This is a genomic window from Klebsiella sp. CN_Kp075 (genome assembly GCF_040065055.2).
Classification (GTDB): Bacteria; Pseudomonadota; Gammaproteobacteria; order Enterobacterales; family Enterobacteriaceae; genus Klebsiella; species Klebsiella aerogenes.
The window spans coordinates 2457645-2482355 of record NZ_CM198050.1 but is presented as its reverse complement, the minus strand read 5'-3'; the positions used below and the strand labels follow the sequence as shown (position 1 = coordinate 2482355).

The following is a 24711-nucleotide window of genomic DNA, read 5'->3' as shown; positions in this document are numbered from 1 at the left end:
GATGTTATAAATTCTGGCTGCGTTTGAGTCACTATCAGGTTAAACATGGAAAAAAAGAGAGCGACGTCAATAGGCTTCGCCGCCATTATATTATGGAGCACGATGGTCGGCTTGATTCGCGGCGTTAGCGAAGGGCTAGGTCCTGTCGGCGGCGCGGCGATGATTTATAGTCTCAGCGGCCTGCTGCTCATTTTTACCGTCGGCTTTCCCAACCTGCGCCAGATCCCGCGCCGCTATCTGTTGGCCGGCAGCGTGCTGTTTGTTAGCTATGAGATCTGCCTCGCCCTGTCGCTGGGCTTCGCCGCCACCCGCCAGCAGGCCATTGAAGTGGGAATGGTCAATTACCTGTGGCCCAGCCTGACCATTTTATTCGCCATTCTTTTTAACGGTCAGAAAAGCAGCTGGCTGGTGATCCCCGGCTTATTGCTGGCGCTGTTCGGCGTGAGCTGGGTGCTTGGCGGCGAACACGGACTTAACCTCGATGAAATTATCAATAATGTCATTTCCAGCCCGCTGAGCTATTTTCTGGCATTTATCGGCGCGTTTATCTGGGCGGCGTACTGCACGGTTACCGCGAAGTATGCCAAAGGCAAAAATGGCATTACCCTCTTCGTCTTATTAACGGCGCTGACCCTGTGGCTGAAGTTTTTGGCCAGCGCGCAGCCGCCGATGCAGTTTAGCTGGCCGGTAGTCATTAAGCTGATTACGGTCTCCGTGGCGCTGGGGCTGGCCTACGCGGCGTGGAACGTTGGCATCCTGCACGGCAACGTCAGCCTGCTGGCGGCGGCGTCGTACTTTACGCCGGTGCTCTCTTCCGCGCTGGCGGCGGTGCTGCTCAGCGCCGCGCTCTCATGGTCATTCTGGCAGGGGGCCGGGATGGTATGTCTCGGCTCCCTGCTCTGCTGGTATGCCACCCGCCGTTAGCCGAGGTCTCCGCCCGCCACCGGTAGCGTCACGCCGGTGATATAGCTGGCCTCATCGCTGGCGAGAAACAGGATCGCATTCGCCTGTTCCGCCAGCGTGCCGTAACGGCGCATCAGGCTGCTCGCCACCGTCTGATCGACAACCTGCTGATACCACGCCTTTTCCTGCTCGCTCGGCTGCTCTTCATTGCGCGGCGTCAGGCGCGGCGGCGCCTCCGTACCGCCCGGCGCGACGGCGTTAATCCGAATGCCGCTGCCGCTATACTCCATAGCGATCGACCGGGTCAGCGCGTTAACGCCGCCTTTCGCCGCCGAGTAAGGCACCCGGTTCACCCCTGCCGTCGCCACCGACGAGATATTGACGATGCTGCCTTTCCCCTGCTTCAGCATCCAGGGGAGCGCCGCGCGGCAGCCCCACAAGGTGGGGAACAGCGAGCGGCGGATCTCTTTCTCAATTTGTTCTGGCTGATACTCGGCGAAAGGTCGCGCCCAGATGGTGCCGCCGACGTTGTTGATGAGTACGTCGAGGCGGCCAAAATGCGCGACCCCGGCGGCAAACGCCTGTTCAGTACTCTGCCACTGCTCAAGGTCAGCCTCCAGCGCCAGTACCTGATTTCCGGCCCGGGCTAAAACGGCAGCCAGTTCGTGTACGTAAGGCGAGCGGTCAATCAGCAACAGGACGGCGCCTTCAGTTGCCGCCTGTTCCGCGGTCTGGCGACCAATGCCCTGCGCCGCGCCGGTGATAGCGACGACTTTATTGGTAAAACGCATCATGTCTCCTTACGCCGCCGCGCTCTGGCTGGCGATAAATTTCTCATACCAAAACCCTGCCGGGGAAATTCCTCGTTCGCGCAGCGCCATGGCGACCGCATTCACCATCGGCGGCGGTCCGCAAAGATAGATGTCAACGTCGCCATTATTCAGCATCGCGTCATCGAGATGTTCAGTCACGAAGCCGCGCTGCGGGCAGGAACTGCTTTCATCCGCCACCACCGGCAGCCAGCGATATCCCGTCAGTTGCTGTTTAAACGCATCCAGCGCGTCGGTTTTCACCAGATCGTCGTCACGGGTCACCCCGTACAGTAACGTCACCGAACGCGGGCTACCCTGTGTCTGCAGGGTGTGTAACATGGACAGTAGCGGCGCCAGCCCGGTGCCACCCGCCAGCATGAGCAGCGGGCGTTCGCCGCTGCGCAAATAGAAGCTGCCCATCGGGCCGCTGAGGGTCAGGCGGTCGCCGGGCCGCGCCTGCTGGGTTAACCACTGGCTCATCATGCCGCCAGGCACGTTACGGATCAGAAAGCGCCCTTCGAGAGAACCCGGCAACGAGCTAAATGAGTAGGCGCGCACATGAGGCGTGCCCGGTACCTGAATGTTGATATATTGCCCCGGCAGAAAAGCCAGCGGCTCATCCAGCGCGACCACCAGTTCGATGGCGGTATCGGACAGTAAATTCACCTGTCGTACCTGCGCCCCGGTGTTCGTCAGCGCGGTTTTACACTGCGCGGCAGCGACCGGCACGTCGATCACACAGTCGCTGGTCGGGACCATCTGGCAGGTCAGCACCTGGCGAGCCTGCGCTTCGTCGTCGCTTAACGCCTCGTCGAGATAATCCTCCCCCAGGTCGTATTCACCGCTGGCGCAGTGGCATTTGCAGGTGCCGCAAACGCCGTCAGAACAGTCCATCGGCAGGTTTACCTTCTGGCGATAGGCCGCATCCAGCACCTTCTCTCCGGCATTGCATTGAATAAATCGCGTAATGCCGTCCTCAAAATTAAGAGCAATATTAAAAGTCATAAGCGCCTCTTAAATGTGGTAAACGTCGATGACCTGACGGATATAGTCGTTATTCAGGCGTACCGTTTTACGAACGATCTGCGGCCTGCCGTCCTGCTCAATTAGCGTGCAGCAGGTAGAGCCGAAATAGGCATCCGTGTGTTGATAGCGATGGCTCCAGGTGACCCAGTTGTAGCGCACCGCAAGCCCCTCATCGCTCTCGCCCATCAGCTCGACATTGCTGATAATGTGCGTGGTACGCGGCTCCGGCGTGCTGGCGCCGGAACGTTCGGTTTTAATGCGATAGACACGATCCTCCAGTCCTTCACGGTTGGGGTAGTAGATAAGTGAAATCTCTTTTTGCGGGTCGCGCGTCAGCTGGTCATCGTCGCCCCATGCCGGCATCCAGTAGACCACCTGCGGGCTGTAACAACTCAGCCACTCATCCCACTGACGGTCATCCAACAGGCGGGCTTCGTAATAGAGAAACTGACGAACTTGTTCGAGATTCAGCATCAGGCCACCTCCACGCGCTGGGTAATGGACTGGTTGTAGCGCTGCTGTTCCTGTTCCAGCGCCGCCAGCATGACCGTTTGCCAGTGGTGATGATGGGCGATATACAGCGCCTCATCTTCCGATTTCACCCCGCTTAGCCGCGGCGTAAAACCCGCGTGCCTGGCGTGTTCATCCGGGCCGTCGACCCAACGTAGCGCGCCGCGGCTGAGGTCGCTCCATGCCAGATTTTCGCCAAGATAGCCGCGCTGGCAGGCGCTGAACTCTTCCAGATCGTCCGGCGTCCCCATTCCGCTGACGTTAAAGAAATCTTCGTACTGGCGGATGCGTAACGCCCGGGCCTGGTCTGATTCCCCTTTCGGCGCAAAACACCAGATGGTGACTTCGGTTTTATCGACCGCAATCGGGCGAATTACGCGGATCTGGGTAGAAAACTGATCCATCAGGTAGACGTTGGGATACAGGCACAGGTTGCGGGTTTCATTGACCATCTGGTCGGCGCGCAGTTCACCGAACTCCGCCTGCAGACGGTCGCGGTGGGCATAGACCGGGCGCACTTCCGGGTTCAACGCGCGGGTCCACAGCAACATATGGCCGTTGTCAAATCCGTAGCCGCCGCCGACGCTCTTTGACCAGCCGTTGGCGTCAACCGCATGCGTCCCTTCCGCTTCATAGTTGCGGCGTGACATGGTTGAGGCGTAATTCCAGTGCACCACGCTGACGTGATAACCATCGGCGCCGTTCTCCGCGCCCAGCTTCCAGTTGCCTTCGTAAACGTAGCTCGACGAGCCCTTCAGCACTTCCAGTCCTTCCGGCGCCTGATCGACGATCAGATCGATGATTTTGCGGGTTTCGCCGAGATACTCCTCCAGCGGCTGCACGTCCGCATTGAGGCTACCGAATAAGAAACCGCGGTAAGACTGAAAACGCGGCAATTTTTGCAGATCGTGAGACCCTTCATGTTTGAAGGTGTCAGGATAAGCGCCGGTGCTCTCATCTTTGGCTTTTAATAATTTGCCGTTATTGCTGAAGGTCCAGCCGTGGAACGGACAGGTAAACGAATTTTTATTCCCGGTTTTGCGTCGACATAACATGGCGCCGCGGTGGGCGCAGCTATTAATTAATGCATGCAATTCATTCTTTTTATCGCGAGTAATAATAACCGGCTGCCGTCCCAGCGTCAGGGTATAATAATCTCCCGGCTCGGCAATCTGGCTTTCATGGGCGAGAAACACCCAATTACCTTCGAAGATATGTTTCATTTCAAAATCAAATAACTGCTGATCGGTAAATATAGAGCGGTGGCAACGGTAAATATGATTTTCACGGTCGACAATTAACGCGTTGTTAATTTTGTCTTTAAGCGCTGATAGCGTTTTTTGCATGAGTTAACTCCTCCTGCAGGATTCAGGATTAAAGATATTTGGCAAATGTGGTGATTATCGGGTGTAGAGCGCGGCCCGGGCCATCAGCGTGGCCGGGGCCGCTAAAGCAGATTACTCTTTGGCGCGCAGACGGGTGCCGCGGTGCTCTTCGTCGGGGCTCAGCGCTTTACAGAGGGTGAAATCAAAGCGCACTTCGGTGTGCTCGCCGTCCAGTTCACGCTGTGCAATCGTCTCGCGGTCGCTCACTTTCACCGGGTCGGCAATCAGTCCATCGCGGGTGGCAAAGGCAAAATCATCCCACAGGTATTTGTCGCCGCTGAGGTTGATCTGGCTGGTCAGATGTTTATGCCCCGGCGCGGAGACGAAGAAGTGAATGTGCGCCGGACGGTTGCCGTGGCGGCCTAACTGATCCAGCAACTTCTGGGTTGGACCATCCGGCGGGCAGCCGTAGCCGGATGGCATGATGCTGCGCACGCTATAGCGGCCATCGGCGCCGGTGCGAATACGACGACGCAGGTTGTAGTCGCTCTGGCTCTGATCGAAGAACGAGTAATTACCCAGGGTATTGGCGTGCCAGATATCAACGATGGCGTTAGCGATCGGCTGGCCCTGGCTATCTTTAACCTGGCCGTGCAGCCACATCACTTCGCCGGCGTCGGTGCCATCATCCATGCGGGCATGGCGGTCGGCCAGCGGCGCATTGGCCACATACAGCGGCCCTTCAATGGTGCGTGGGGTGCCGGTTTCACGATGCGCCGCCGCGTCGATAGCGTCCTGACGCAGGTCGAGGAAGTGTTCAAGACCCAGCCCCGCCGCCAGCAGCGCCGCTTCCTGGCGCCCACCCAGCTCGTGCAAATAGTTCACCGCATGCCAGAACTCTTCTTCTGTGACGTTATAGTCATCGATCAGCGTGCAGATATTCTCCAGCAAACGGTGGACAATGGCTTTAAAACGTTCGTTACCGCCTGGAACATTTAAACCCGCGCCTTCACGTAATAATTTCTGCACGGCTTCTTGTTGTACGAAAGCATTACTCATAATTATTCTCTCTTATCGTTGTAGGATATTTGCCGGGTGCTCCCGGCATGAGGTCATGTTTTATTATTATTAGCTATCGTCTTCACGAATAGACGAGGGATGACGGCACAGCGCCTCTACGCGAATATCCATAAATGGATATAACGGCAATCCCATTAAAATTTGATGCAACTCTTCGGCATCTTTTACATCGAAAATGCTGACATTGGCGTAAAGACCGGCGACGCGCCAAATATGTCGCCACTTGCCTTCACGTTGTAATTGTTGCGAATAGGCTTTTTCGCGTTGTTTAATTTCATCCGCTTCGGCGGCAGGAAACCCGATCGGAATATTAACGGTCATATCAACTTTAAATAGCATTATTTTCTCCTGTTATGCTTTACGGGAATAGAAGCGCAGCTTGTCTTCATCCAGCTCTACCCCGAGTCCTGGCGTTTGCGGCAACGCCACCTGACCGTCGGCAAAGGTCAGCGGTACGCTGACGATATCGTCTTTGAGTAGCAGCGGGCCGAACATCTCGGTTCCCCACTGCAGCGGCAATGTCGACCAGGCATGCAGAGAAGCAACGGTCCCCACGGTCCCTTCCAGCATCGTGCCGCCATACAGGCCAATCCCCGCCGCCTGCGCGACGCGGGCCAGCGCCAGCACGCTATTCGGCCCGCCCGCCTTGGCGATTTTCAGCGCGTAAGCGCCGGTAAAGCCCTGGTGCGCCAGTTGGTAACCATCGTAAGCGGTCGCGACCGCTTCATCCGCCAGGATCGCGGTTTCGATTTGCTGGCTCAGGCGCACCAGCGCTGCATTGTCCTGCGCGCTCACCGGCTGTTCGATGAGATCGACCCCCATCGCCGCCAGCTCGCGACAGCCCTTCGCGCCGGTCGCGGCGTCCCAGGCCTGATTAACGTCAACGCGAATGCTGGCGCGATCGCCTAAGGCTTCCACAATGGCGCGGGTATGGCGGAGATCGGTGGCTAATTCCCGTGCGCCAATTTTCAGCTTGAATGCCTGATGACGGCGCTCGGCTAACAGCTTTTCCCCTTCGGCAATATCTTTCGCGGTATCGCCGCTGGCTAACGTCCACAGCACCGGCAACGACGTTTGCAGCGCGCCGCCGAGCAGTGCCGATACCGGTAGTCCTAAAGCTTTGCCCTGGGCATCAAGGAGTGCGGTTTCAATGGCAGATTTTGCGAAAGTATTGCCTCTAATGGCGCTATTCATACGTGCCGTCAGCGCATTCAGGTTATCCGCCGGCTGCCCTTTCAGCAGCGGCGTCAGATAGTGGGTCAAGGCCGATGAGATAGCCTCCGGGCTCTCGACGCCGTAGCTCAGCCCGCCGATGGTCGTCGCTTCACCGATACCGCATACGCCATCGGAACGGGTAATGCGCACGATGACCAGCGTCTGGCAGCCCATGGTGGTCATCGATAATTTATGTGGCCGGATAGTCGGTACATCCACTAACCAGCTCTCAATGCGTTCTACGATCGCAGTCATTTTTTGTTCCTGAAAGATGCATAACTTTTTGTACCCACATCCATAACGGGGATGTCTGTGCTTTGACAATAGGGTCCAGCCTGGCGGATGGTCAACGGCGATAATCGAAATGTTGTGCGATTATCGGCACGCTTGTTAAATTGCGGTTAATAATGTGATCGAGGTGGTAAAACAGGCACAATTCGCCGCGCCCTGGTTTGCGCGCGGTATAGTGATTCCCCGTGAGCTTTACGTTGCAACGGAGAAAGATGCAATGAGCGACAATACCCACACTACGCTGAGCGCCAGGCAGGCCGAGCACGACCCCAATTTTATGCTGTCACTCGCCCGCGGGCTGGAGGTGCTCAATGCTTTTACTCCCCAGCGCCAGCGGCTGACCATTTCGCAGTTAAGTCAAAAAACGCAAATTTCCCGCGCGGCGGTGCGCCGCTGCCTGTATACCCTGGCGGCGCTGGGGATGGTGCACAGCCCGGACGGCCGCAGCTATGAACTGCTGCCGCGCGTGCTGGCAGTGGGCCACGCCTATCTGGCAGGAACCCCGCTGGCGAAGGTGGCGCAAACGGCGCTGGACAATCTTGGTAAGACGTTAGGTGAAAGCTGCTCCGCCGCCACGCTTGATGGCGACAACGTACTGTATATCGCCCGCGCGGCGGTCAATAACTTGCTCAGCGTCGATCTGGGCCGCGGCAGCCGCCTCCCGGCATGGACAACCTCAATGGGACGGGTATTGCTGAGCGCGTTGCCCGAAGACCAACTAGAAGTGACACTGTCACGAGCACATCTGATGCGCTACACCCCGTATACCCTGTGCGATCCCGCGGCACTGCGCGCGGAAATCGCCAAAGTTCGCATGCAAGGCTATGCGCTGGCGGACAGGCAAATTGAAGTTGGATTATGCTCGCTTGCGGTACCGCTGCTGTCGCGTAGCGGCCAGGTGGTAGCAGCGCTCAACGTTGGCGTCCCCGCCTCTTCGATGAGCGCCGCGGCGCTGAAGGAGAAAGCCCTGGCGCCGCTGCGCCGTGCGGCGATGGAGCTGTCTCTTCAGCTATGACATTACCGTGGGGCCGGCGTATTGGCCAGCCCGCGCCAGATCCCCAGCGCCAGCAACAACAGCAGAACGCCAGCCGTCGCCAGAGAAATACTGTGAGCGCTGATAAATGCGGTTTTCGCCGCCGCGATTAGTGAATCAGCCGGTATCTCGGGTAATGATTGCGCCACCTTCATCGCCTCGCCGATGGACGATGAGGCCTGTACCGCTGCTTCACCGCCAATCCCGGCAGGCAGTTCAATCGCCGAACTGTAGCTGCGGGTCAGGATCAGGCCGAACAGCGCAATACCAAGCCCCGCGCCCAATTCATAGGCCATGGTTTCAATGGCACCTGCCGCCGACGCCTTCTCTTTCGGCGCTGCCGCCATGATCGCAGACGTTGAGGCCAGCAGCGCGCTGGCGGCGCTAAAGCCCAGCAGCGTCATTAACCCCCACGCCTGCCACTGTTGCGTGCTGAAGTCGGTCATCGACAGTCCCAAAAAGCTTAAAGCGCTCAGCAACATACCGCCGGTCGCCACCTGTCGCAGCCCCAGTTTCGATACCAGCATTCCGGCAATCGGCCCGCTAAAGCCGCTGGCAACCATCACCGGCAGCATGAACAACCCGGCTTCAAACGGCGTTTTCTGATGCACGAACTGTAGCTCCTGCGCCATCAGCAATTCAAAACCGACCAGCGTAATGAGCGCGGTCATCGCCATCATCACCCCGCTTAAAATAATGCGGTGGGTGAAGAGACGCATATCCACCATCGGCGTCGGCATCGACAGCTGCTTGCGGACAAACCAGGTCAACATGGCCGCCCCGCCGATAGCCACCAGCGCGATTAGCCACAGCGCCAGCTGCCCCTTTAGCGCCGACTTAGCGCTAAACACCAGCATCAGAATGGCCGCAATCAGGATCAGCGCCTGCGGCAGATTCAGCGGTTGCTCGCGGCGGGCGGGCTGACGGGGCACAACCTTAGCGTTGATGGCAATGACCAGCAGCACGATTGGCACGTTGATCAGGAACACCGATCCCCAGTAGAAGTGTTCCAGCAGCATGCCGCCCACCAGCGGGCCAAATGCCGCGCCGCCGGATCCCACCGCGGCCCATAATCCCAGCGCCATGTTACGCTGGCTGGCTTCGGCGAAAGTGCCGCGGATCCCGGCAAGCGTCGCCGGCACAATCATTGCCGCGCCAACCGCCAGCAGCGCGCGGGAAATAATCAGCGTTATCGCCGACGGCGACAGCGCGGCGCACAGCGAAGCGATACCAAAAATTGCGCTACCGAGCAGCAATAAGCGCTTAAAGCCGATTTTATCGCCCAATGCGCCCATCGGCAGCACCATACCGGCCATCACCAACGAATAGATATCAATGATCCACAGTAGCTCGTTGCCGCTGGTGCCAAGCGCGACGCTGAGCGTCGGGGCGGCCACATGCAGCACCGTTGCGTCAATTGCTACCGGGATATAAACCAGCAAAATCGCCATCAGCGTTAACCATTGCCGAGACATACTACTTTTCCTCAATTTTCGAAATTGGACACGCGTCCAGGATTGCGATCCTGCCGGATTGTTGAACGTCTGTCCAACTTTTTGTTACCATCATCGCATCACCTCTTTGTCATGGGTCGCTATGCACTATTTAAATCGGGAAGCGCGTCGGGAAGTTATCATGCAGGCCGCCATGCGAGTGGCGCTAAATGGCGGCTTCAGCGCCATGACCGTGCGCCAGATAGCCAGCGAAGCCGGCGTCGCCGCAGGTCAGTTACATCATCATTTTGCCTCGACCGGCGAGCTAAAAGCGCAGGCCTTTATCCGCTTGATCCGCGAAATGCTCGATATTCAGCTGCTGACCGATGACGCCTCCTGGAGCGAACGCCTGTTTTCATTACTCGGCAGCGAAGATGGCCGTCTCGAGCCCTATATACGCCTGTGGCGGGAAGCGCAGATTTTGTCCGATAGCGATGAGGAAATTAAGGCCGCGTATCTGCTGACCATGAGCATGTGGCATGATGAAACGGTCACGGCGATTAACCGCGGCGCCGAAGTCGGTGAATTTCAGCCGCAGGATACGGCAGAAAATATCGCCTGGCGTCTGATTGCCCTGGTTTGCGGGCTGGATGGCATTTACGCGTTGGGGATGCAAGCCATTGACGATGCCGCATTTACCCGTTACTTAAAACATTATATCGCGCTGGAACTCCCTCAGGCTTAAGTTACATTTAGTAACAATTGACCACCCTTCATTGCCGGCGTGAATTCTTTCACGTCTCGATTCTTATCTATTCTCAAACAATACAATTATTAAAAACAGCTGAGCCTTAATTCCAGCCTGCACAACTTCAGCTGTTTTTTTATTTATCCTTTTGATCTCGTACGCTTTAGTGAGGGTGTTATGTCGATAGAAGGTGATAAAAAGAATCATTATCTTTTAAAAGATTGGCGACCAGAAAATGAAGCCTTCTGGGAAAATAAAGGAAAAGCCATCGCACGCAGGAACTTATGGATTTCCGTATGTTGTCTGTTACTCGCCTTCTGCGTCTGGATGTTATTTAGCGCGGTCGCGGTCAATCTCAATAAAGTGGGTTTTAATTTCACAACCGACCAGCTTTTTTTATTAACGGCGCTACCTTCACTTTCCGGCGCAATATTACGCGTCCCCTACTCCTTTATGGTACCTATAATGGGTGGGCGCTACTGGACGGTTATTAGCACGGTTATTCTGGTGATTCCCTGTTTATGGCTGGGTTTGGCAGTGCAAAATCCAACTACTCCGTACTGGGTATTTATCGCTATTTCATTGCTGTGTGGTTTTGCCGGCGCCAATTTTGCCTCAAGCATGGGCAATATCAGCTTCTTCTTCCCCAAGGCTAAACAAGGCAGCGCATTAGGCATCAACGGCGGGCTCGGCAATCTCGGGGTCAGCGTGATGCAACTGGTCTCGCCCATTTTTATCTTTCTGCCGATTTTTACCTTCCTGGGCGTCCGCGGCGTTGAGCAACCAGGCGGCGCCATGCTGTGGCTTGGCAACTCACCGCTGCTGTGGGTGCCGTTACTGGTCATCGCTACCGTCTGCGCGTGGTTCGGTATGAACGATATTGCCAGTTCCAAAGCCTCGATTCGCGATCAGTTACCGGTATTGAAGCGTCCGCATATGTGGCTGTTAAGCCTGCTGTATCTGGCGACCTTCGGCTCGTTTATCGGCTTCTCCGCCGGCTTCGCGATGCTGGCGAAAACCCAGTTTCCGGATGTCGATATCCTGAAACTGGCCTTCTTCGGCCCGTTTATCGGCGCGCTGGCGCGCTCCTTCGGCGGTATCATTTCCGACCGTCTGGGCGGCGTCCGGGTGACGTTGGTTAACTTCGTGCTGATGGCGGTCTTTACCGGTCTGCTTTTCCTCACCCTGCCGGGCTCCGGTTCCGGCAGCTTCCTCGCCTTCTACGTGGTATTTATGGGCCTGTTCTTAACCGCCGGTCTCGGTAGCGGCTCCACCTTCCAGATGATCGCCGTGATCTTCCGCCAGCTCACCATTGATAGCGTGAAAAAACGCGGCGGCAGCGACGAACAGGCCCAGCACGAAGCGGTGACCGATACCGCCGCCGCGCTCGGTTTTATCGCCGCAATCGGCGCCATTGGCGGTTTCTTTATTCCAAAAGCCTTCGGGACCTCTCTGGCCATGACCGGCTCGCCGGTGGGCGCGATGAAAGTCTTTTTTGTCTTCTATGTGGTTTGCGTGCTGGTGACCTGGCTGGTCTATGGCCGCCGTAAACCCGCCTAACCATAACGATTTATCTGCCGGATGGCGGCTTACGCCTTATCCGGCCTACGAGTTCGTTCGCTCATCCGGCCGGGTGGCACGATGCCGGACATCATCGGAGCAGGAGAAATGTCATGAGTAAATTACTGGATCGCTTTCGCTACTTTAAGCAGAAACGCGAGACCTTTGCCAACGGCCACGGTCAGGTCTACGACAACAACCGTGACTGGGAAGATAGCTACCGGCAACGCTGGCAATTCGACAAAATTGTCCGCTCCACGCACGGTGTGAACTGTACCGGCTCCTGTAGCTGGAAAATTTATGTCAAAAACGGCCTGGTCACCTGGGAAACCCAGCAAACCGATTATCCGCGCACCCGACCGGACCTGCCAAACCACGAACCGCGCGGCTGCCCGCGCGGCGCCAGCTACTCCTGGTATCTCTACAGCGCCAACCGCCTGAAGTACCCGCTGGCGCGTAAACGGCTGATTGAGCTGTGGCGCGAAGCCCTGACACTGCATCCCGACCCGGTACAGGCCTGGGATAGCATCATGCAGGACCCGCTGAAAACCCGCAGCTATAAAGAAATTCGCGGTAAAGGCGGCTTTGTACGCTCCAGTTGGAAAGAGTTAAATCAACTGATCGCCGCGGCCAACGTCTGGACCATTAAAAACTACGGTCCGGATCGCGTCGCGGGCTTTTCGCCGATCCCGGCGATGTCGATGGTTTCCTACGCCGCGGGTACCCGCTATTTATCGTTGATCGGCGGTACCTGCCTGAGCTTCTATGACTGGTACTGCGATTTACCGCCCGCCTCGCCGATGACCTGGGGCGAACAGACCGACGTGCCGGAATCCGCCGACTGGTACAACTCCAGCTACATTATTGCCTGGGGTTCAAACGTCCCGCAGACGCGAACCCCGGACGCCCACTTCTTCACCGAAGTGCGCTACAAGGGGACCAAAACCATCGCCATTACTCCGGACTATTCGGAAGTCGCCAAGCTCTGCGACCAGTGGCTGGCGCCGAAGCAAGGTACCGACAGCGCGCTGGCGATGGCGATGGGCCACGTGATCCTCAAAACTTTCCACCTCGATAATCCGAGCGATTACTTTCTCAACTACTGCCGTACCTATACCGATATGCCAATGTTGGTGATGCTCGACCATCGTGACGACGGCAGCTATGCGCCGGGCCGTATGCTACGCGCCGCTGACCTGCTTAACGGACTGGGAGAAAGTAATAACCCGGAATGGAAAACCGTCGCCTTTAACGCCGACGGCGAACTGGTCGCGCCGAACGGATCCATCGGCTTCCGTTGGGGCGAAAAAGGCAAATGGAATCTCGAACAGCGGGCTAACGGCCGTGACGTCGACTTAAAACTGTCGCTGCTGGATATACACGATAGCGTGGTGTCGGTCGGCTTCCCCTACTTCGGCGGCAATGAAAACCCGCATTTTCGCAGCGTGAAGCAGGAGCCGGTAACGCTTCATCAACTGCCAGCGAAACAGATGCCGTTAGCCAGTGGAGAAAACGCTCTGGTAGTGAGCGTGTATGACCTGGTGCTGGCGAACTACGGTCTGGATCGCGGCCTTGACGATGCCAATGCCGCGCGTGACTTTGCGGATGTCAAAGCCTATACCCCGGCGTGGGCCGAACAGATCACCGGCGTGCCGCGTCACCATATCGAGCAAATCGCCCGCGAGTTCGCCGATACGGCGCATAAAACCCATGGCCGTTCGATGATTATCCTTGGCGCCGGTGTGAACCACTGGTACCACATGGATATGAACTACCGCGGGATGATCAACATGCTGGTATTCTGCGGCTGCGTCGGTCAGAGCGGCGGCGGCTGGTCGCACTATGTCGGCCAGGAGAAACTACGCCCGCAGACCGGCTGGCTGCCGCTGGCGTTCGCGCTGGACTGGACTCGTCCACCGCGGCAGATGAACAGTACCTCTTATTTCTACAACCACGCCAGCCAGTGGCGCTACGAAAAACTAACCGCTCAGGAGCTGCTCTCACCGCTGGCCGACGCCAGCAAATTCAGCGGCCATATGATCGACTTCAACGTTCGCGCCGAGCGCATGGGCTGGCTGCCCTCCGCGCCGCAGCTTAACGTTAACCCGCTGAGCATCAAGCAGCAGGCCGACGCTGCCGGGCTGTCCCCCGCAGAGTTCACCGTCCAGTCGTTAAAAGCAGGCGATATTCGCTTTGCCGCCGAGCAGCCGGATAGCGGCAACAACCACCCGCGCAACCTGTTTATCTGGCGTTCGAACCTGCTGGGATCGTCCGGTAAGGGCCATGAGTACATGCTCAAGTACCTGCTCGGTACCGATAACGGTATTCAGGGCGAGGAGTTTGGCGCCACCGCTGACGTGAAGCCTGAGGAAGTCGAGTGGCAGACCGCGGCGATTGAGGGCAAACTCGATCTACTGGTGACCCTCGATTTCCGCATGTCCAGTACCTGCCTGTTCTCAGATATCGTCCTGCCGACCGCCACCTGGTACGAAAAAGACGATATGAACACCTCCGACATGCACCCGTTTATCCACCCGCTTTCCGCCGCCGTCGACCCGGCATGGGAGGCGAAAAGCGACTGGGAAATCTACAAGGACATTGCGAAAAGTTTCTCTGAAGTATGTGTCGGCCACCTTGATAAAGAGACCGATGTGGTACTGGTGCCGCTGCAGCATGACTCTCCGGCGGAGCTGTCACAGCCGTTTGATGTCCTCGACTGGCGCAAGGGCGAATGCGATCTCATTCCAGGCAAAACCGCGCCGTCAATTGCGCTGGTTGAACGTGACTATCCGGCCACCTGGGAGCGCTTCACCTCGCTGGGGCCGTTACTCGATAAGCTCGGCAACGGCGGTAAAGGCATTTCGTGGAATACGCAAAACGAAGTCGACTTCCTCGGTAAACTTAACTACGTCAAACCCGACGGTCCGGCCAAAGGCCGCCCGCGCATCGACAGCGCGATCGACGCCAGTGAAGTCATCTTGAGCCTGGCGCCGGAAACCAATGGCCAGGTGGCGGTGAAAGCCTGGCAAGCGCTGGGAGAATTTACCGGCCGCGACCACACCCATCTGGCGCTGAATAAAGAGGATGAGAAAATCCGCTTCCGCGATATTCAGGTGCAGCCGCGCAAGATCATCTCCAGCCCAACGTGGTCTGGTCTGGAAAGCGAACATGTCTCTTATAATGCCGGTTATACCAACGTTCACGAACTGATCCCGTGGCGCACCCTCTCCGGGCGGCAACAGCTCTATCAGGATCATCCCTGGATGCGCGCCTTCGGTGAAAGTCTGGTGGCCTATCGCCCACCTATCGATACGCGCAGCGTCAGCCAGATGAAGGACGTGCCGCCAAACGGCTTCCCGGAAAAAGCGCTCAACTTCCTGACCCCGCATCAGAAATGGGGTATCCACTCGACCTATAGCGAAAACCTGCTGATGCTGACGTTGTCGCGCGGCGGGCCTATCGTCTGGCTAAGCGAAACCGACGCAAAAGAACTGGGGATTGAGGATAACGACTGGATTGAAGCCTTCAACGCCAACGGCGCCCTCACCGCGCGTGCGGTGGTGAGCCAGCGCGTGCCGCCGGGCATGACCATGATGTATCACGCCCAGGAACGCATTATGAATATCCCAGGTTCGGAGGTGACCGGTCGTCGGGGCGGCATCCACAACTCCGTCACCCGCGTCTGTCCAAAACCCACGCATATGATTGGCGGCTACGCCCAACTGGCTTACGGCTTTAACTACTACGGCACCGTCGGCTCCAACCGCGACGAGTTCATTATGATCCGCAAAATGAAAAATATTGACTGGCTGGATGGCGAAGGTCGCGACCAGGTACAGGAGGCGAAAAAATGAAAATACGTTCACAAGTCGGAATGGTGCTGAATCTGGATAAATGCATCGGCTGCCATACCTGCTCCGTCACCTGTAAAAACGTCTGGAGCAGCCGCGAAGGGATGGAATATGCGTGGTTCAACAACGTGGAAACCAAGCCCGGTATCGGTTACCCCAAAAACTGGGAAGATCAGGACGAGTGGCAAGGCGGCTGGATCCGCGGTATCAGCGGCAAGCTCACTCCCCGTCTGGGCAACCGCGTCAGCGTGTTGTCGAAGATTTTCGCTAACCCGGTGCTGCCGCAGATTGACGATTATTACGAACCCTTTACCTACGATTATCAGCACCTGCACAACGCGCCGGAAGGCAAATACTTGCCTACCGCCCGCCCGCGTTCGCTGATTAGCGGCGAACGGATGGATAAAATCAGCTGGGGGCCAAACTGGGAGGAACTGCTCGGCGGCGAGTTTGAAAAACGCGCCAAAGACCGCAACTTCGAAGCGATGCAAAAAGAGATGTACGGCCAGTTTGAAAACACCTTCATGATGTATCTGCCGCGTCTTTGCGAACATTGCCTTAATCCGAGTTGCGTGGCGACCTGCCCAAGCGGCGCTATCTACAAGCGCGAAGAAGACGGCATCGTGCTGATCGACCAGGATAAATGCCGCGGCTGGCGGATGTGCATCAGCGGTTGTCCGTACAAAAAAATCTACTTTAACTGGAAGAGCGGCAAATCGGAAAAATGCATCTTCTGCTATCCGCGTATTGAGTCCGGGCAACCAACAGTCTGTTCAGAAACCTGCGTCGGCCGCATCCGCTACCTTGGCGTGCTGCTGTACGACGCGGACCGCATCGAAGAGGCGGCCAGTACCGAACATGAAACCGACCTCTACGAGCGCCAGTGCGAGGTGTTCCTCAACCCTAACGACCCGGCGGTCATCGAAGAGGCGTTGAAGCAGGGTATTCCGCATAACGTGATTGAAGCCGCGCAACAATCACCGGTGTATAAACTGGCGATGGACTGGAAGCTGGCGCTACCGCTGCACCCGGAATACCGCACCTTACCGATGGTCTGGTACGTCCCACCGCTGTCGCCGATTCAGTCCGTCGCCGACGCCGGCGGCCTGCCGAGTAACGGCAATATCCTGCCAGCGGTCGAAAGCCTGCGTATACCGGTACAGTATCTGGCGAACCTGCTGAGCGCCGGCGATACCGGCCCGGTCCTGCGCGCGTTAAAACGCATGATGGCGATGCGCCATTACAAACGTTCGCAAACCGTTGAAGGCGTGACCGATACCCGCGCCATTGAAGAAGTGGGCCTCAGCGTCGAGCAGGTGGAAGAGATGTATCGCTACCTGGCGATCGCCAATTACGAAGACCGCTTCGTGATCCCCACCAGCCACCGCGAACTGGCGGAAGACGCCTTCCCTGAACGCAACGGCTGCGGTTTTACCTTCGGCGATGGTTGCCATGGTTCTGATACTAAATTCAACCTGTTCAACAGTCGTCGCATCGACGCGATTGATGTGGGAGACGTTCGTCGACATGGGGAGGGAGAGTAATGCGGCTTCTCAAAGTCATCGCTTTACTGCTGGAGTATCCCGACGACGCGCTGTGGGATAACCGCGAGGAGGCGCTGGCGCTGGTCAGCGCCGATGCGCCCGCCCTGACGCCGTTTGTTACGCGATTACTGGCGGCGCCGCTGCTCGACCGTCAGGCCGAATGGTGTGAGGTGTTTGAGCGCGGTCGCGCCACCTCGCTGCTGCTGTTTGAACACGTTCACGCCGAATCGCGCGACCGCGGCCAGGCGATGGTCGATCTGATGAATCAGTATGAACAGGCGGGTCTGCAGATCGATTGTCGCGAACTCCCGGACCACCTGCCTTTATATCTTGAGTATCTCAGCACTCTCCCGTTGGCCGATGCCCGTGAAGGACTGCAGAACGTCGCGCCCATTCTGGCATTGATCGGTGGACGCTTAAAGCAGCGCGAATGCGATTACTATCAACTCTTTGACGCCCTCCTCACGCTGGCGGATAGCCCACTCAATAGTGACAGTGTCACCAGGCAGGTAGCGAGTGAGAAGCGTGACGACACGCGCCAGGCGCTGGATGCGGTGTGGGAAGAAGAACAGGTGAAGTTTATTGAAGATAATGCAACCGCTTGCGATAGCTCGCCAATGCAAGCTTATCAACGACGCTTTAGCCAGGATGTGGCGCCGCAGTACGTCGACATCCGCGCCGGAGGCCCGAAATGATACAGTACTTAAACGTCTTCTTTTACGATATCTACCCTTATCTCTGCGGCACCGTATTCCTGGTGGGCAGTTGGCTGCGCTATGACTACGGTCAGTATACCTGGCGCGCGTCATCCAGCCAGATGCTCGATAAACGGGGCATGGTGCTGTGGTCGAACTTATTTCACATCGGCATCCTCGGCATCTTCTTCGGCCACTTCTTCGGGATGCTGACGCCGCACTGGGTCTATTCATGGTTCCTGCCGATGTCGCAGAAACAGGTGATGGCGATGGTGCTGGGCGGCGTCTGCGGCGTGCTGACCCTGGTCGGCGGTATAGGCCTGCTGGTGCGCCGTCTGACCAACCCGCGCATTCGCGCCACCTCCACCACTGCGGATATCCTGATCCTGTGCATTCTGCTGATTCAGTGCGCGCTGGGGCTGACGACTATTCCATTCTCCGCCCAGCATCCGGACGGCAGCGAAATGCTGAAACTAGTAGATTGGGCGCAGGCGGTAGTCACCTTCCACGGCGGCGCATCGGCGCATCTGGACGGCGTCGCGTGGGTGTATCGCGTCCATCTGGTGCTGGGGATGACTATCTTCCTTATTTTCCCGTTCACCCGACTGGTTCACGTCTGGAGCGCGCCGATAGAGTATTTCACCCGCCGCTACCAGGTGGTGCGTTCCCGGCGCTGAAAGCCAGCGGCTTTTATCATTCATCCCTACCGGTAGCCCGGACGAGGCGCCTACGCCGACTCCGGGTATTTATCAGCCCTGGCTCCAGCCTTTATGCCGGATGGCGGCTACGCCTTATCCGGCCTACAACGACTGCCCCGGCCTGCCGGGAACGTCTCAGCGATTTTGAGGCCACCAACATCGGCAGTTTCAGTCAGCATTGATGCGGTTGTAGCGGTGTAGCCCGGACGAGGCGCTTGCGCCGACTCCGGGGTCATATTCATCGGCCACGGCTCCAGCCTTTATTCCGGATGGCGGCTACGCCTAATCCGGCCTACGGCGACCATGCGCTTTCCTCGTCCCGTTATAAACGTTACTTCCCGGCTTCCGGATGGGTATCGAACGCCGCCATTACCGCTGCCAGCGCAGCTTCGCTGAACCCGTGTTTTGGGTCGTCTACACCTAATCCGAATCGGGTTTGCAGCGCTTCATACAGCGCCGACACGTCCGCAAGATCCACCTTCTCCACCACGTGGTTGTTCTCCCAGTGGGTAAAATGGAAATTGGTGAGCGTCATTTTCCCGCCGTCAGGCAGATGACGGCACATCAGCAGATGGTGACGAAAGTGGGACTGCGGCCAGTGCGCCGACCAGAAGTTACCCATCACATAATCAGAAGCATACTGTCGACCCAGATCGAAATGGTACATCGACTGCCAGTGCTCATGATGATTAAACTGCAGCGTCCACTCATCGCCTTCATGCACCAGGCGATAAATACCATGCGGCGTATGCTGCGGAATATCCGCCAGCAGCTTAATCGGCGCGGTCAGCGTCTGGCCGCCGAAACCGACGTCGGCGATCCAGCGTTCGCCCTCCACTTCCACCAGCAATAAGCGATGGGTACGCGGCGGCATTTGTGGCGGATTAGCCAACACCACGCGCCCCAGCAGGCTGCGAACCGAGAAACCAATCTCACTTAGCGCCCGCTGCAAAAGCCCGTTCTGCTCAAAGCAGTAACCGCCGCGGCGGGCGGTGATTAACTTCTCCTCGAGCGCCCGATCGTCAAGGTGGATTTCACGCGGCAGTAAAACGTCCAGATTCTCAAACGGGATCGCGCTATTGTGATGGCTATGCAACTCCCGCAGGGTGTCAATGGAAACATCGGGGGTTCCCGTCCAGGCCAGACGAGTAAAATACGCGCTTAAAAATGGGGTCATCAACGCCTCCAGCTTTTGGTGTCCGACATTTATAGCGTATTTTTTCCCCGCGACGGCGTATTTTGTGCGATCGCGCCAGATGATTTCTGATTTAGGTCGCGGTTGACGTATTGATTACCTTTGTATTGTGAATAAACTACTTACAGGCATTCGCCACTCACCAAGGAACGCTTATGAGCCGTTTTCGCCACGTCGAACTTCAGTACGCCAGTCGCCTGCTCAACCACGGCCCGACCATTATGATCACCAGTTATGACGCGCAGTCAGGGCGGCGCAACGTGATGTCCGCCGCCTGGTCGATGCCGGTTGAATTTGCCCCGCCTCGCGTGGCTATTGTGGTGGATAAAAGCACCTGGACGCGTGATCTCATTGAGCGTAACGGCGCCTTTGGTATCGTGGTGCCAGGCGTGGCCGCCGCCAGTTGGGTCTATGCGGTAGGCAGCGTAAGCGGGCGCGATGAAGATAAGTTCAATGCTTACGGTATCCCGACGGTGCAGGGTCCCGAACTGGGGTTACCGTTAATTGAAGAGAAATGCCTGGCGTGGATGGAATGCCGTCTGCTACCCGCCACCGCGGCACAAGAACAATACGATACGCTGTTTGGCGAAGTGGTTGCCGCCGCGGCCGATGAACGCGTTTTCGTCAGCGGCCGCTGGCAGTTTGACGATGATAAACTCAATACCATTCACCATCTCGGTACCGGTAATTTTGTCGCCAGCGGACGTCACGTGCAGGCCAATACGCCAGAAAACAAATAAGGTTTCCTACGACGCCTGGTGTTGGCGGCGGCGGTCATCGCTGGGAGTCAGGCCAAAGACCTTTTTATACAGCGTCGTGAAGTGATTGCTATTGGCGAAACCGCATAAAAAGGCGATTTCTGTGATCGTCATTTCCGTTTCCCGCAGTTTTACTCGTGCGGATACCAGGCGCAGGCGTTTGACATAATTATCGGGCGTTAATCCAGTCGCCTCTTTAATATGACGAAAAGCAGTGCGCGACGTCAGGTGAAATTGTTCAGCAAGTTGCGGCCAGTTATGTTCCTCAAAGCAATGTTCCTGTAACCAGGTGAGCAGCTTATGGAGTTTGTATTTAGTGGTGCTATATTCGACTTCACTTTCCGCTCGTTGAATAAGCGTAATTAGCTGAAAAAAGGTGGCCTCACGCAGGGCGTTATTCTTAGTTTGTTGGTATTCGGCACTACATATTTTTTCAATCAATAGCTTACACTGTTGCCGGGTCTCCTGCGATAACCAACCGTAGCGCGAGGAGTCGGTGGCCGCAAAGTTTTGCAATAACGGTGCAAGTTCGCGTAAATAGATAAAATCAACCTGCGGATTAATTAATAGATTAATTAACTTCAGCGTCCCAAGCTCATCATAATAATGCGTATCGCCAGGAGAAACATAAAAAACATCCCCTTGTTGAATATACAAAGGCCGGCCATTAATAACGTGGAGGCCATGCCCTTGTTCAACTATCACTAACTCCGCGAATTCATGACCATGTTCGCGGTTATTATCCTCTGGATCGCTGGCGTAAATAGCCAGTTTAGCGAGTGGATTGCTGAAATAAGAATCAATAGTCAACGTCATCATCACTTAATATCCAATACGGCAAGGCAGCTGATAGCACGATAATGCATTTCCCAAACCACTATCGGTAAGATTTATCAAATTGTGATCGTCACCCGCCCCATCCCACTGCCATTGCCAACATGGCCATCGCGTTGGCATTGCCAGAGTGGTTGCCACTCACATCGTCATTTTATGCTGCGAGTCCCCTAACTTTGAGGACGCAGTATGTCACAAGCCATGCAATACAACGCCCAAGTTGCGATGATCCGCCATCCGCAGTTTTTACGCACCGCGGAGTCGCTTAAACCCGCACTGCACAGCGAATACCGCGAACCGCAGGCCATTATTGACGCTCATGCCGATGCCAGCGCACCCTTCGGCTGGCAGGCAGTGGAGCTTTGCACCCCACAGCAATTTTACCAGCGTGAATTCACCAGTGGCGACAGCGTCATCGTGGACTTCGGTAATCACTTTGTTGGCTATGTTGAGCTGGCATGTCTAAGCGTCGGCAGTCCTCCCGATGCCCCGGCGCACCTTCATTTTACCTTCGGCGAGACGCTGAGCGAGGTTTGTGAATCATTTGATGATTACCGGGGCTGGCTCAGCAGCAGCTGGTTGCAACAGCAGGATTTGTGGATTGATGAACTTCCTGGAGAAATCAGACTCCCGCGACGCTATTGCTTTCGTTATCTCAAAGTGGAGGTCAAGGCGGTTTCCAGAAAATTTAATCTGTGTTTCACCCGACTGCGCATCCATGCCGTCAGTTCGGCCCACAGTATCTGCCCCCCATCAACTACCCAAGACCCACGTTTACAGCTTATCGACCAGACAGCCGTACTGACGCTGAAGAATTGTATGCAAGACGTATTCGAAGATGGGCCCAAGCGCGACCGTCGTCTGTGGCTTGGCGATCTCCGCCTGCAGGCGCTGGTTAACGATGTCACGTTCGCGAATCACTCGCTGGTTCGCCGTTGTTTGTATCTTTTTGCTGGCCATACCCGGCAAGACGGTATGGTTTCCGCCAATATTTTCGTTCAGCCGCAAGTCATAGCCGACGACACCTTTTTGTTTGATTATTCGCTGTTTTTTGTTGATACGCTGTTCAACTATCTACGCAGTTCCGGCGACGTAGCCACCGCGCAAGAGCTCTGGCCCACCGCCAGACGGCAAATCGAGTTGGCGCTTGAACGTTGCGATAAACAGCATTTGGTTCGCGATAGCGACGACTGGTGGGTATTTATCGACTGGCAAGAGACGCTAAACAAGCAAACTTCGGCCCAGGGCGTCTTAATTTACTGCCTGCAGCGCGCCGTATTGCTCGCCGGACAATTTCAGCCCGAGTTAGTAGCGGGTTATCAGATGCATCTGCAGCAGCTAAAGTCGGCTGCGCTGTCCTGCTTGTGGGACGAAGCGCAAGGATTTTTCATTAGCGGCGCGCAACGTCAAGTCTCCTGGGCATCACAAATCTGGATGGTGCTAGCCGAAGTCGGCAATAGTGCGCAACGAGAAACGCTCATGCGTCATCTGCTTTCCTCCCCGCCGTCGGTGGCCATCAACACGCCCTATCTGCGTCACCATTTTGTTGCTGCTCTGCTGCAATGTGGGCTACGCGCGGAAGCTATTAACGAAATCAAAGCCTACTGGGGCGCGATGATAGATTACGGCGCGGATACGTTCTGGGAGGTTTTTGATCCTGACAACCCTGAGTTTTCACCTTACGGCAGCAAGCTGATTAACAGCTATTGTCACGCGTGGAGCTGTACCCCGGCCTGGTTTATCCGCCAATATAATCTTTAATAACAATTAAATACGAGCATATCATTATGGCAAACAATATATTCACTCTTTGGCGGCAACGCCTGGGCTACGGCATCGCAGATCTCTCCTGCAATTTGGTGTGGCAGCTTATCTCTCTGTACCTGATGTTCTTCTACACCGATGTAATGAACTTACCCGCCTGGTACGTCGGCGTGATGTTTCTGGTGACACGTCTGGTGGATGGCGTGGCCGATGTACTGATGGGACTGGTAATAGACAATACCGCAACCCGTTGGGGCCGCTGTCGTCCCTATTTGCTGATTGGCGCCGTACCGTTCGGCCTGCTATGTATCCTCGCGTTTTACGTCCCCGAATTCTCCACTACCGGAAAATTGATTTACGCCTTTATTACCTATCTGTGTCTGTCGTTTCTTTACACACTGGTCAATATTCCGTTTTGCGCGATGCTGCCGTTTCTGACAAACGATTCCCAGGAGCGCACTACGCTCTCGGCAGTACGAATCTTACTTGGCTCGTTGGGGGCGACCATTGTCGCCGTCACCACGCTGCCGCTTGTCAGCACTCTCGGTCAGGGCGATCAGGCTCGTGGGTTTTTCTATACCGCGGTGATGTTCGGCGTGATTGCCACTTTTTTTCTACTGGTCAGTTTCCGCAACGTCAAAGAAACAATCACCATCACTCAAGAAAAAATGACTCTGAAACGCGCCTGGTTCAGCCTACGCGCCAACCGTCCATGGTGGGTTTTCGCGATTAACATTTTCCTGATGTGGGGCGCCTTTTTCTTCCAGACAGGCGCGTTGGTTTACTTCTTCCACTACTACGTCGGCAATAGCAGTCTGACGGCAATCGTCGCCGGTATTTCGACATTTGTGCCTCTGCTGGGGACATTGACCGTCCCACTGCTGGCCAGTCGGCTAAAAAAACGCCATGTCTACCTGATTGCCAGTGCTATCAATCTCATTGGAATGATCGTAATGATGGCGGCAGGGGTAAATAGTTGGGGTTTGGTTACTGGTGCGGTGATCCTTTCGCTCGGTGCCGGACAACGCACGGCTATTTACTTCTCAATGCAGGCGGATCCGGTGGATTATGGCGTCTGGAAAACCGGAGTGAATACCGCTGGGATCCTGACCTCAATCAATGGTTTTCTTGGCAAAGTGGCCATGGCTGGCGCTGGCGCGATTACGGGCGCCCTGCTCACTTCAGGCGGCTATATCGCCAACCAGGCGCAAAGTGAAACGGCGATGCTGGCGATAAAGTCCTGCTATCTCTACATTCCGGCGCTACTGATCTTTGCCTCGATGTTGTGGATGGGTCGTTTTTATCGGCTTGACGATCATTACGAGCAAATCCGCGCAGACCTCGATGCCGGGCGCTATGCCACGTCCGACATTCATTCAACAGACGGAGAACGTCAGGCGATTTAAGTTCGCCCCCTCTTTTATTACCTCTGAAAC

At 56.3% G+C, this 24711-nt stretch carries 20 protein-coding genes and 1 pseudogene; 11 read left to right on the top strand and 10 right to left on the bottom strand.

What is annotated here, in order from left to right:
• Window positions 1-45: 45 nt before the first annotated feature.
• Window positions 46-924 (top strand): aromatic amino acid DMT transporter YddG, encoded by an 879-nt coding sequence (gene yddG, locus ABLV78_RS11815; protein ID WP_047048656.1) that lies wholly within the window; start codon window positions 46-48, stop codon window positions 922-924.
• Here yddG and ABLV78_RS11810 read toward each other — a convergent pair.
• The 7 genes and pseudogenes from ABLV78_RS11810 to ABLV78_RS11780 form a co-directional block, all read right to left on the bottom strand.
• A complete protein-coding gene (locus ABLV78_RS11810; protein WP_047048657.1) occupies window positions 921-1694 on the bottom strand; it encodes a 1,6-dihydroxycyclohexa-2,4-diene-1-carboxylate dehydrogenase in 774 nt (257 codons plus the stop codon). The two genes, yddG and ABLV78_RS11810, sit on opposite strands and share 4 nt — an antisense overlap.
• Before the next feature lie 9 nt (window positions 1695-1703).
• The gene (gene benC, locus ABLV78_RS11805) at window positions 1704-2720 is read right to left on the bottom strand and encodes a benzoate 1,2-dioxygenase electron transfer component BenC (protein WP_047048660.1); all 1017 of its coding nucleotides are present in this window, start codon (window positions 2718-2720) and stop codon (window positions 1704-1706) included.
• A 9-nt stretch (window positions 2721-2729) separates the two neighbouring features.
• A complete protein-coding gene (benB, locus tag ABLV78_RS11800) occupies window positions 2730-3215 on the bottom strand; it encodes a benzoate 1,2-dioxygenase small subunit (RefSeq protein WP_015366457.1) in 486 nt (161 codons plus the stop codon).
• Window positions 3215-4597 (bottom strand): Rieske 2Fe-2S domain-containing protein, encoded by a 1383-nt coding sequence (locus tag ABLV78_RS11795; RefSeq protein ID WP_045394118.1) that lies wholly within the window; start codon window positions 4595-4597, stop codon window positions 3215-3217. The genes benB and ABLV78_RS11795 overlap by 1 nt, the downstream gene beginning before the upstream one ends.
• 111 nt (window positions 4598-4708) lie before the next feature.
• Window positions 4709-5635: a catechol 1,2-dioxygenase gene (gene catA, locus ABLV78_RS11790; protein ID WP_015705528.1), complete on the bottom strand. Its 927-nt coding sequence runs from the start codon at window positions 5633-5635 to the stop codon at window positions 4709-4711.
• A gap of 69 nt (window positions 5636-5704) precedes the next feature.
• Complete coding sequence (gene catC / locus ABLV78_RS11785; protein ID WP_015366454.1) at window positions 5705-5995, bottom strand: muconolactone Delta-isomerase; 291 nt, start codon at window positions 5993-5995, stop codon at window positions 5705-5707.
• Window positions 5996-6007: 12 nt separating this feature from the next.
• Window positions 6008-7170, bottom strand: a pseudogene (locus tag ABLV78_RS11780) (muconate cycloisomerase family protein).
• Between the two features lie 209 nt (window positions 7171-7379).
• Between ABLV78_RS11780 and ABLV78_RS11775 the strand changes: the two are divergent.
• Window positions 7380-8177, top strand: a complete 798-nt coding sequence (locus ABLV78_RS11775) for an IclR family transcriptional regulator domain-containing protein (RefSeq protein ID WP_047048665.1) — start codon at window positions 7380-7382, stop codon at window positions 8175-8177.
• A 2-nt stretch (window positions 8178-8179) separates the two neighbouring features.
• On the opposite strand, the gene ABLV78_RS11770 is transcribed toward ABLV78_RS11775, so the two are convergent.
• Entirely contained in the window at window positions 8180-9670 is a 1491-nt protein-coding gene (locus ABLV78_RS11770; RefSeq protein ID WP_047048668.1) for an MFS transporter, read from the bottom strand.
• Window positions 9671-9791: 121 nt separating this feature from the next.
• On the opposite strand from ABLV78_RS11770, the gene ABLV78_RS11765 reads away from it, so the two are divergent.
• The 6 genes from ABLV78_RS11765 to narI all read left to right on the top strand — a co-directional run bounded on the left by ABLV78_RS11765 (window position 9792) and on the right by narI (window position 18703).
• Complete coding sequence (locus ABLV78_RS11765) at window positions 9792-10373, top strand: TetR family transcriptional regulator (protein ID WP_047048670.1); 582 nt, start codon at window positions 9792-9794, stop codon at window positions 10371-10373.
• Between the two features lie 180 nt (window positions 10374-10553).
• Window positions 10554-11936, top strand: a complete 1383-nt coding sequence (locus ABLV78_RS11760; protein ID WP_047048672.1) for a NarK family nitrate/nitrite MFS transporter — start codon at window positions 10554-10556, stop codon at window positions 11934-11936.
• A 113-nt stretch (window positions 11937-12049) separates the two neighbouring features.
• Entirely contained in the window at window positions 12050-15790 is a 3741-nt protein-coding gene (locus ABLV78_RS11755; RefSeq protein WP_047048678.1) for a nitrate reductase subunit alpha, read from the top strand.
• Window positions 15787-17331 (top strand): nitrate reductase subunit beta, encoded by a 1545-nt coding sequence (gene narH, locus ABLV78_RS11750; protein WP_047048682.1) that lies wholly within the window; start codon window positions 15787-15789, stop codon window positions 17329-17331. Before ABLV78_RS11755 ends, narH begins: the two co-directional genes overlap by 4 nt.
• Entirely contained in the window at window positions 17331-18026 is a 696-nt protein-coding gene (gene narW / locus ABLV78_RS11745; protein ID WP_047048685.1) for a nitrate reductase molybdenum cofactor assembly chaperone, read from the top strand. Before narH ends, narW begins: the two co-directional genes overlap by 1 nt.
• Window positions 18023-18703 carry a respiratory nitrate reductase subunit gamma gene (gene narI, locus ABLV78_RS11740; protein WP_045394095.1) on the top strand — a complete coding sequence of 227 codons (681 nt, stop codon included), beginning with the start codon at window positions 18023-18025 and terminating at the stop codon, window positions 18701-18703. The genes narW and narI overlap by 4 nt, the downstream gene beginning before the upstream one ends.
• Window positions 18704-19055: 352 nt before the next feature.
• Here the strand turns inward: narI and nhoA are convergent, their stop codons facing one another.
• Entirely contained in the window at window positions 19056-19901 is an 846-nt protein-coding gene (gene nhoA / locus ABLV78_RS11735) for an N-hydroxyarylamine O-acetyltransferase (RefSeq protein WP_045394092.1), read from the bottom strand.
• A 173-nt stretch (window positions 19902-20074) separates the two neighbouring features.
• Between nhoA and ABLV78_RS11730 the strand changes: the two genes are divergently transcribed.
• A complete protein-coding gene (locus tag ABLV78_RS11730) occupies window positions 20075-20659 on the top strand; it encodes a flavin reductase family protein (RefSeq protein WP_045394090.1) in 585 nt (194 codons plus the stop codon).
• 6 nt (window positions 20660-20665) lie between these two features.
• Here the strand turns inward: ABLV78_RS11730 and ABLV78_RS11725 are convergent, their stop codons facing one another.
• Window positions 20666-21496, bottom strand: coding sequence for a helix-turn-helix domain-containing protein (locus tag ABLV78_RS11725; RefSeq protein ID WP_045394088.1), 831 nt, complete (start codon window positions 21494-21496; stop codon window positions 20666-20668).
• Window positions 21497-21700: 204 nt separating this feature from the next.
• Here ABLV78_RS11725 and ABLV78_RS11720 point away from each other — a divergent pair, with 204 nt between their 5' ends.
• Together ABLV78_RS11720 and ABLV78_RS11715 are read left to right on the top strand one after the other, a co-directional pair.
• Entirely contained in the window at window positions 21701-23272 is a 1572-nt protein-coding gene (locus ABLV78_RS11720) for an alpha-L-rhamnosidase-related protein (RefSeq protein ID WP_047048691.1), read from the top strand.
• Window positions 23273-23298: 26 nt separating this feature from the next.
• Window positions 23299-24681, top strand: coding sequence for an MFS transporter (locus ABLV78_RS11715; protein ID WP_045394085.1), 1383 nt, complete (start codon window positions 23299-23301; stop codon window positions 24679-24681).
• Window positions 24682-24711: the final 30 nt, after the last annotated feature.

Coding starts and splice junctions, on each gene's coding strand:
- yddG (WP_047048656.1), top strand. CDS start 46: ATGGAAAAAAAGAGAGCGACGTCAATAGGCTTCGCCGCCATTATATTA.
- ABLV78_RS11810 (WP_047048657.1), bottom strand. CDS start 1,694: ATGCGTTTTACCAATAAAGTCGTCGCTATCACCGGCGCGGCGCAGGGC.
- benC (WP_047048660.1), bottom strand. CDS start 2,720: ATGACTTTTAATATTGCTCTTAATTTTGAGGACGGCATTACGCGATTT.
- benB (WP_015366457.1), bottom strand. CDS start 3,215: ATGCTGAATCTCGAACAAGTTCGTCAGTTTCTCTATTACGAAGCCCGC.
- ABLV78_RS11795 (WP_045394118.1), bottom strand. CDS start 4,597: ATGCAAAAAACGCTATCAGCGCTTAAAGACAAAATTAACAACGCGTTA.
- catA (WP_015705528.1), bottom strand. CDS start 5,635: ATGAGTAATGCTTTCGTACAACAAGAAGCCGTGCAGAAATTATTACGT.
- catC (WP_015366454.1), bottom strand. CDS start 5,995: ATGCTATTTAAAGTTGATATGACCGTTAATATTCCGATCGGGTTTCCT.
- ABLV78_RS11775 (WP_047048665.1), top strand. CDS start 7,380: ATGAGCGACAATACCCACACTACGCTGAGCGCCAGGCAGGCCGAGCAC.
- ABLV78_RS11770 (WP_047048668.1), bottom strand. CDS start 9,670: ATGTCTCGGCAATGGTTAACGCTGATGGCGATTTTGCTGGTTTATATC.
- ABLV78_RS11765 (WP_047048670.1), top strand. CDS start 9,792: ATGCACTATTTAAATCGGGAAGCGCGTCGGGAAGTTATCATGCAGGCC.
- ABLV78_RS11760 (WP_047048672.1), top strand. CDS start 10,554: ATGTCGATAGAAGGTGATAAAAAGAATCATTATCTTTTAAAAGATTGG.
- ABLV78_RS11755 (WP_047048678.1), top strand. CDS start 12,050: ATGAGTAAATTACTGGATCGCTTTCGCTACTTTAAGCAGAAACGCGAG.
- narH (WP_047048682.1), top strand. CDS start 15,787: ATGAAAATACGTTCACAAGTCGGAATGGTGCTGAATCTGGATAAATGC.
- narW (WP_047048685.1), top strand. CDS start 17,331: ATGCGGCTTCTCAAAGTCATCGCTTTACTGCTGGAGTATCCCGACGAC.
- narI (WP_045394095.1), top strand. CDS start 18,023: ATGATACAGTACTTAAACGTCTTCTTTTACGATATCTACCCTTATCTC.
- nhoA (WP_045394092.1), bottom strand. CDS start 19,901: ATGACCCCATTTTTAAGCGCGTATTTTACTCGTCTGGCCTGGACGGGA.
- ABLV78_RS11730 (WP_045394090.1), top strand. CDS start 20,075: ATGAGCCGTTTTCGCCACGTCGAACTTCAGTACGCCAGTCGCCTGCTC.
- ABLV78_RS11725 (WP_045394088.1), bottom strand. CDS start 21,496: ATGATGACGTTGACTATTGATTCTTATTTCAGCAATCCACTCGCTAAA.
- ABLV78_RS11720 (WP_047048691.1), top strand. CDS start 21,701: ATGTCACAAGCCATGCAATACAACGCCCAAGTTGCGATGATCCGCCAT.
- ABLV78_RS11715 (WP_045394085.1), top strand. CDS start 23,299: ATGGCAAACAATATATTCACTCTTTGGCGGCAACGCCTGGGCTACGGC.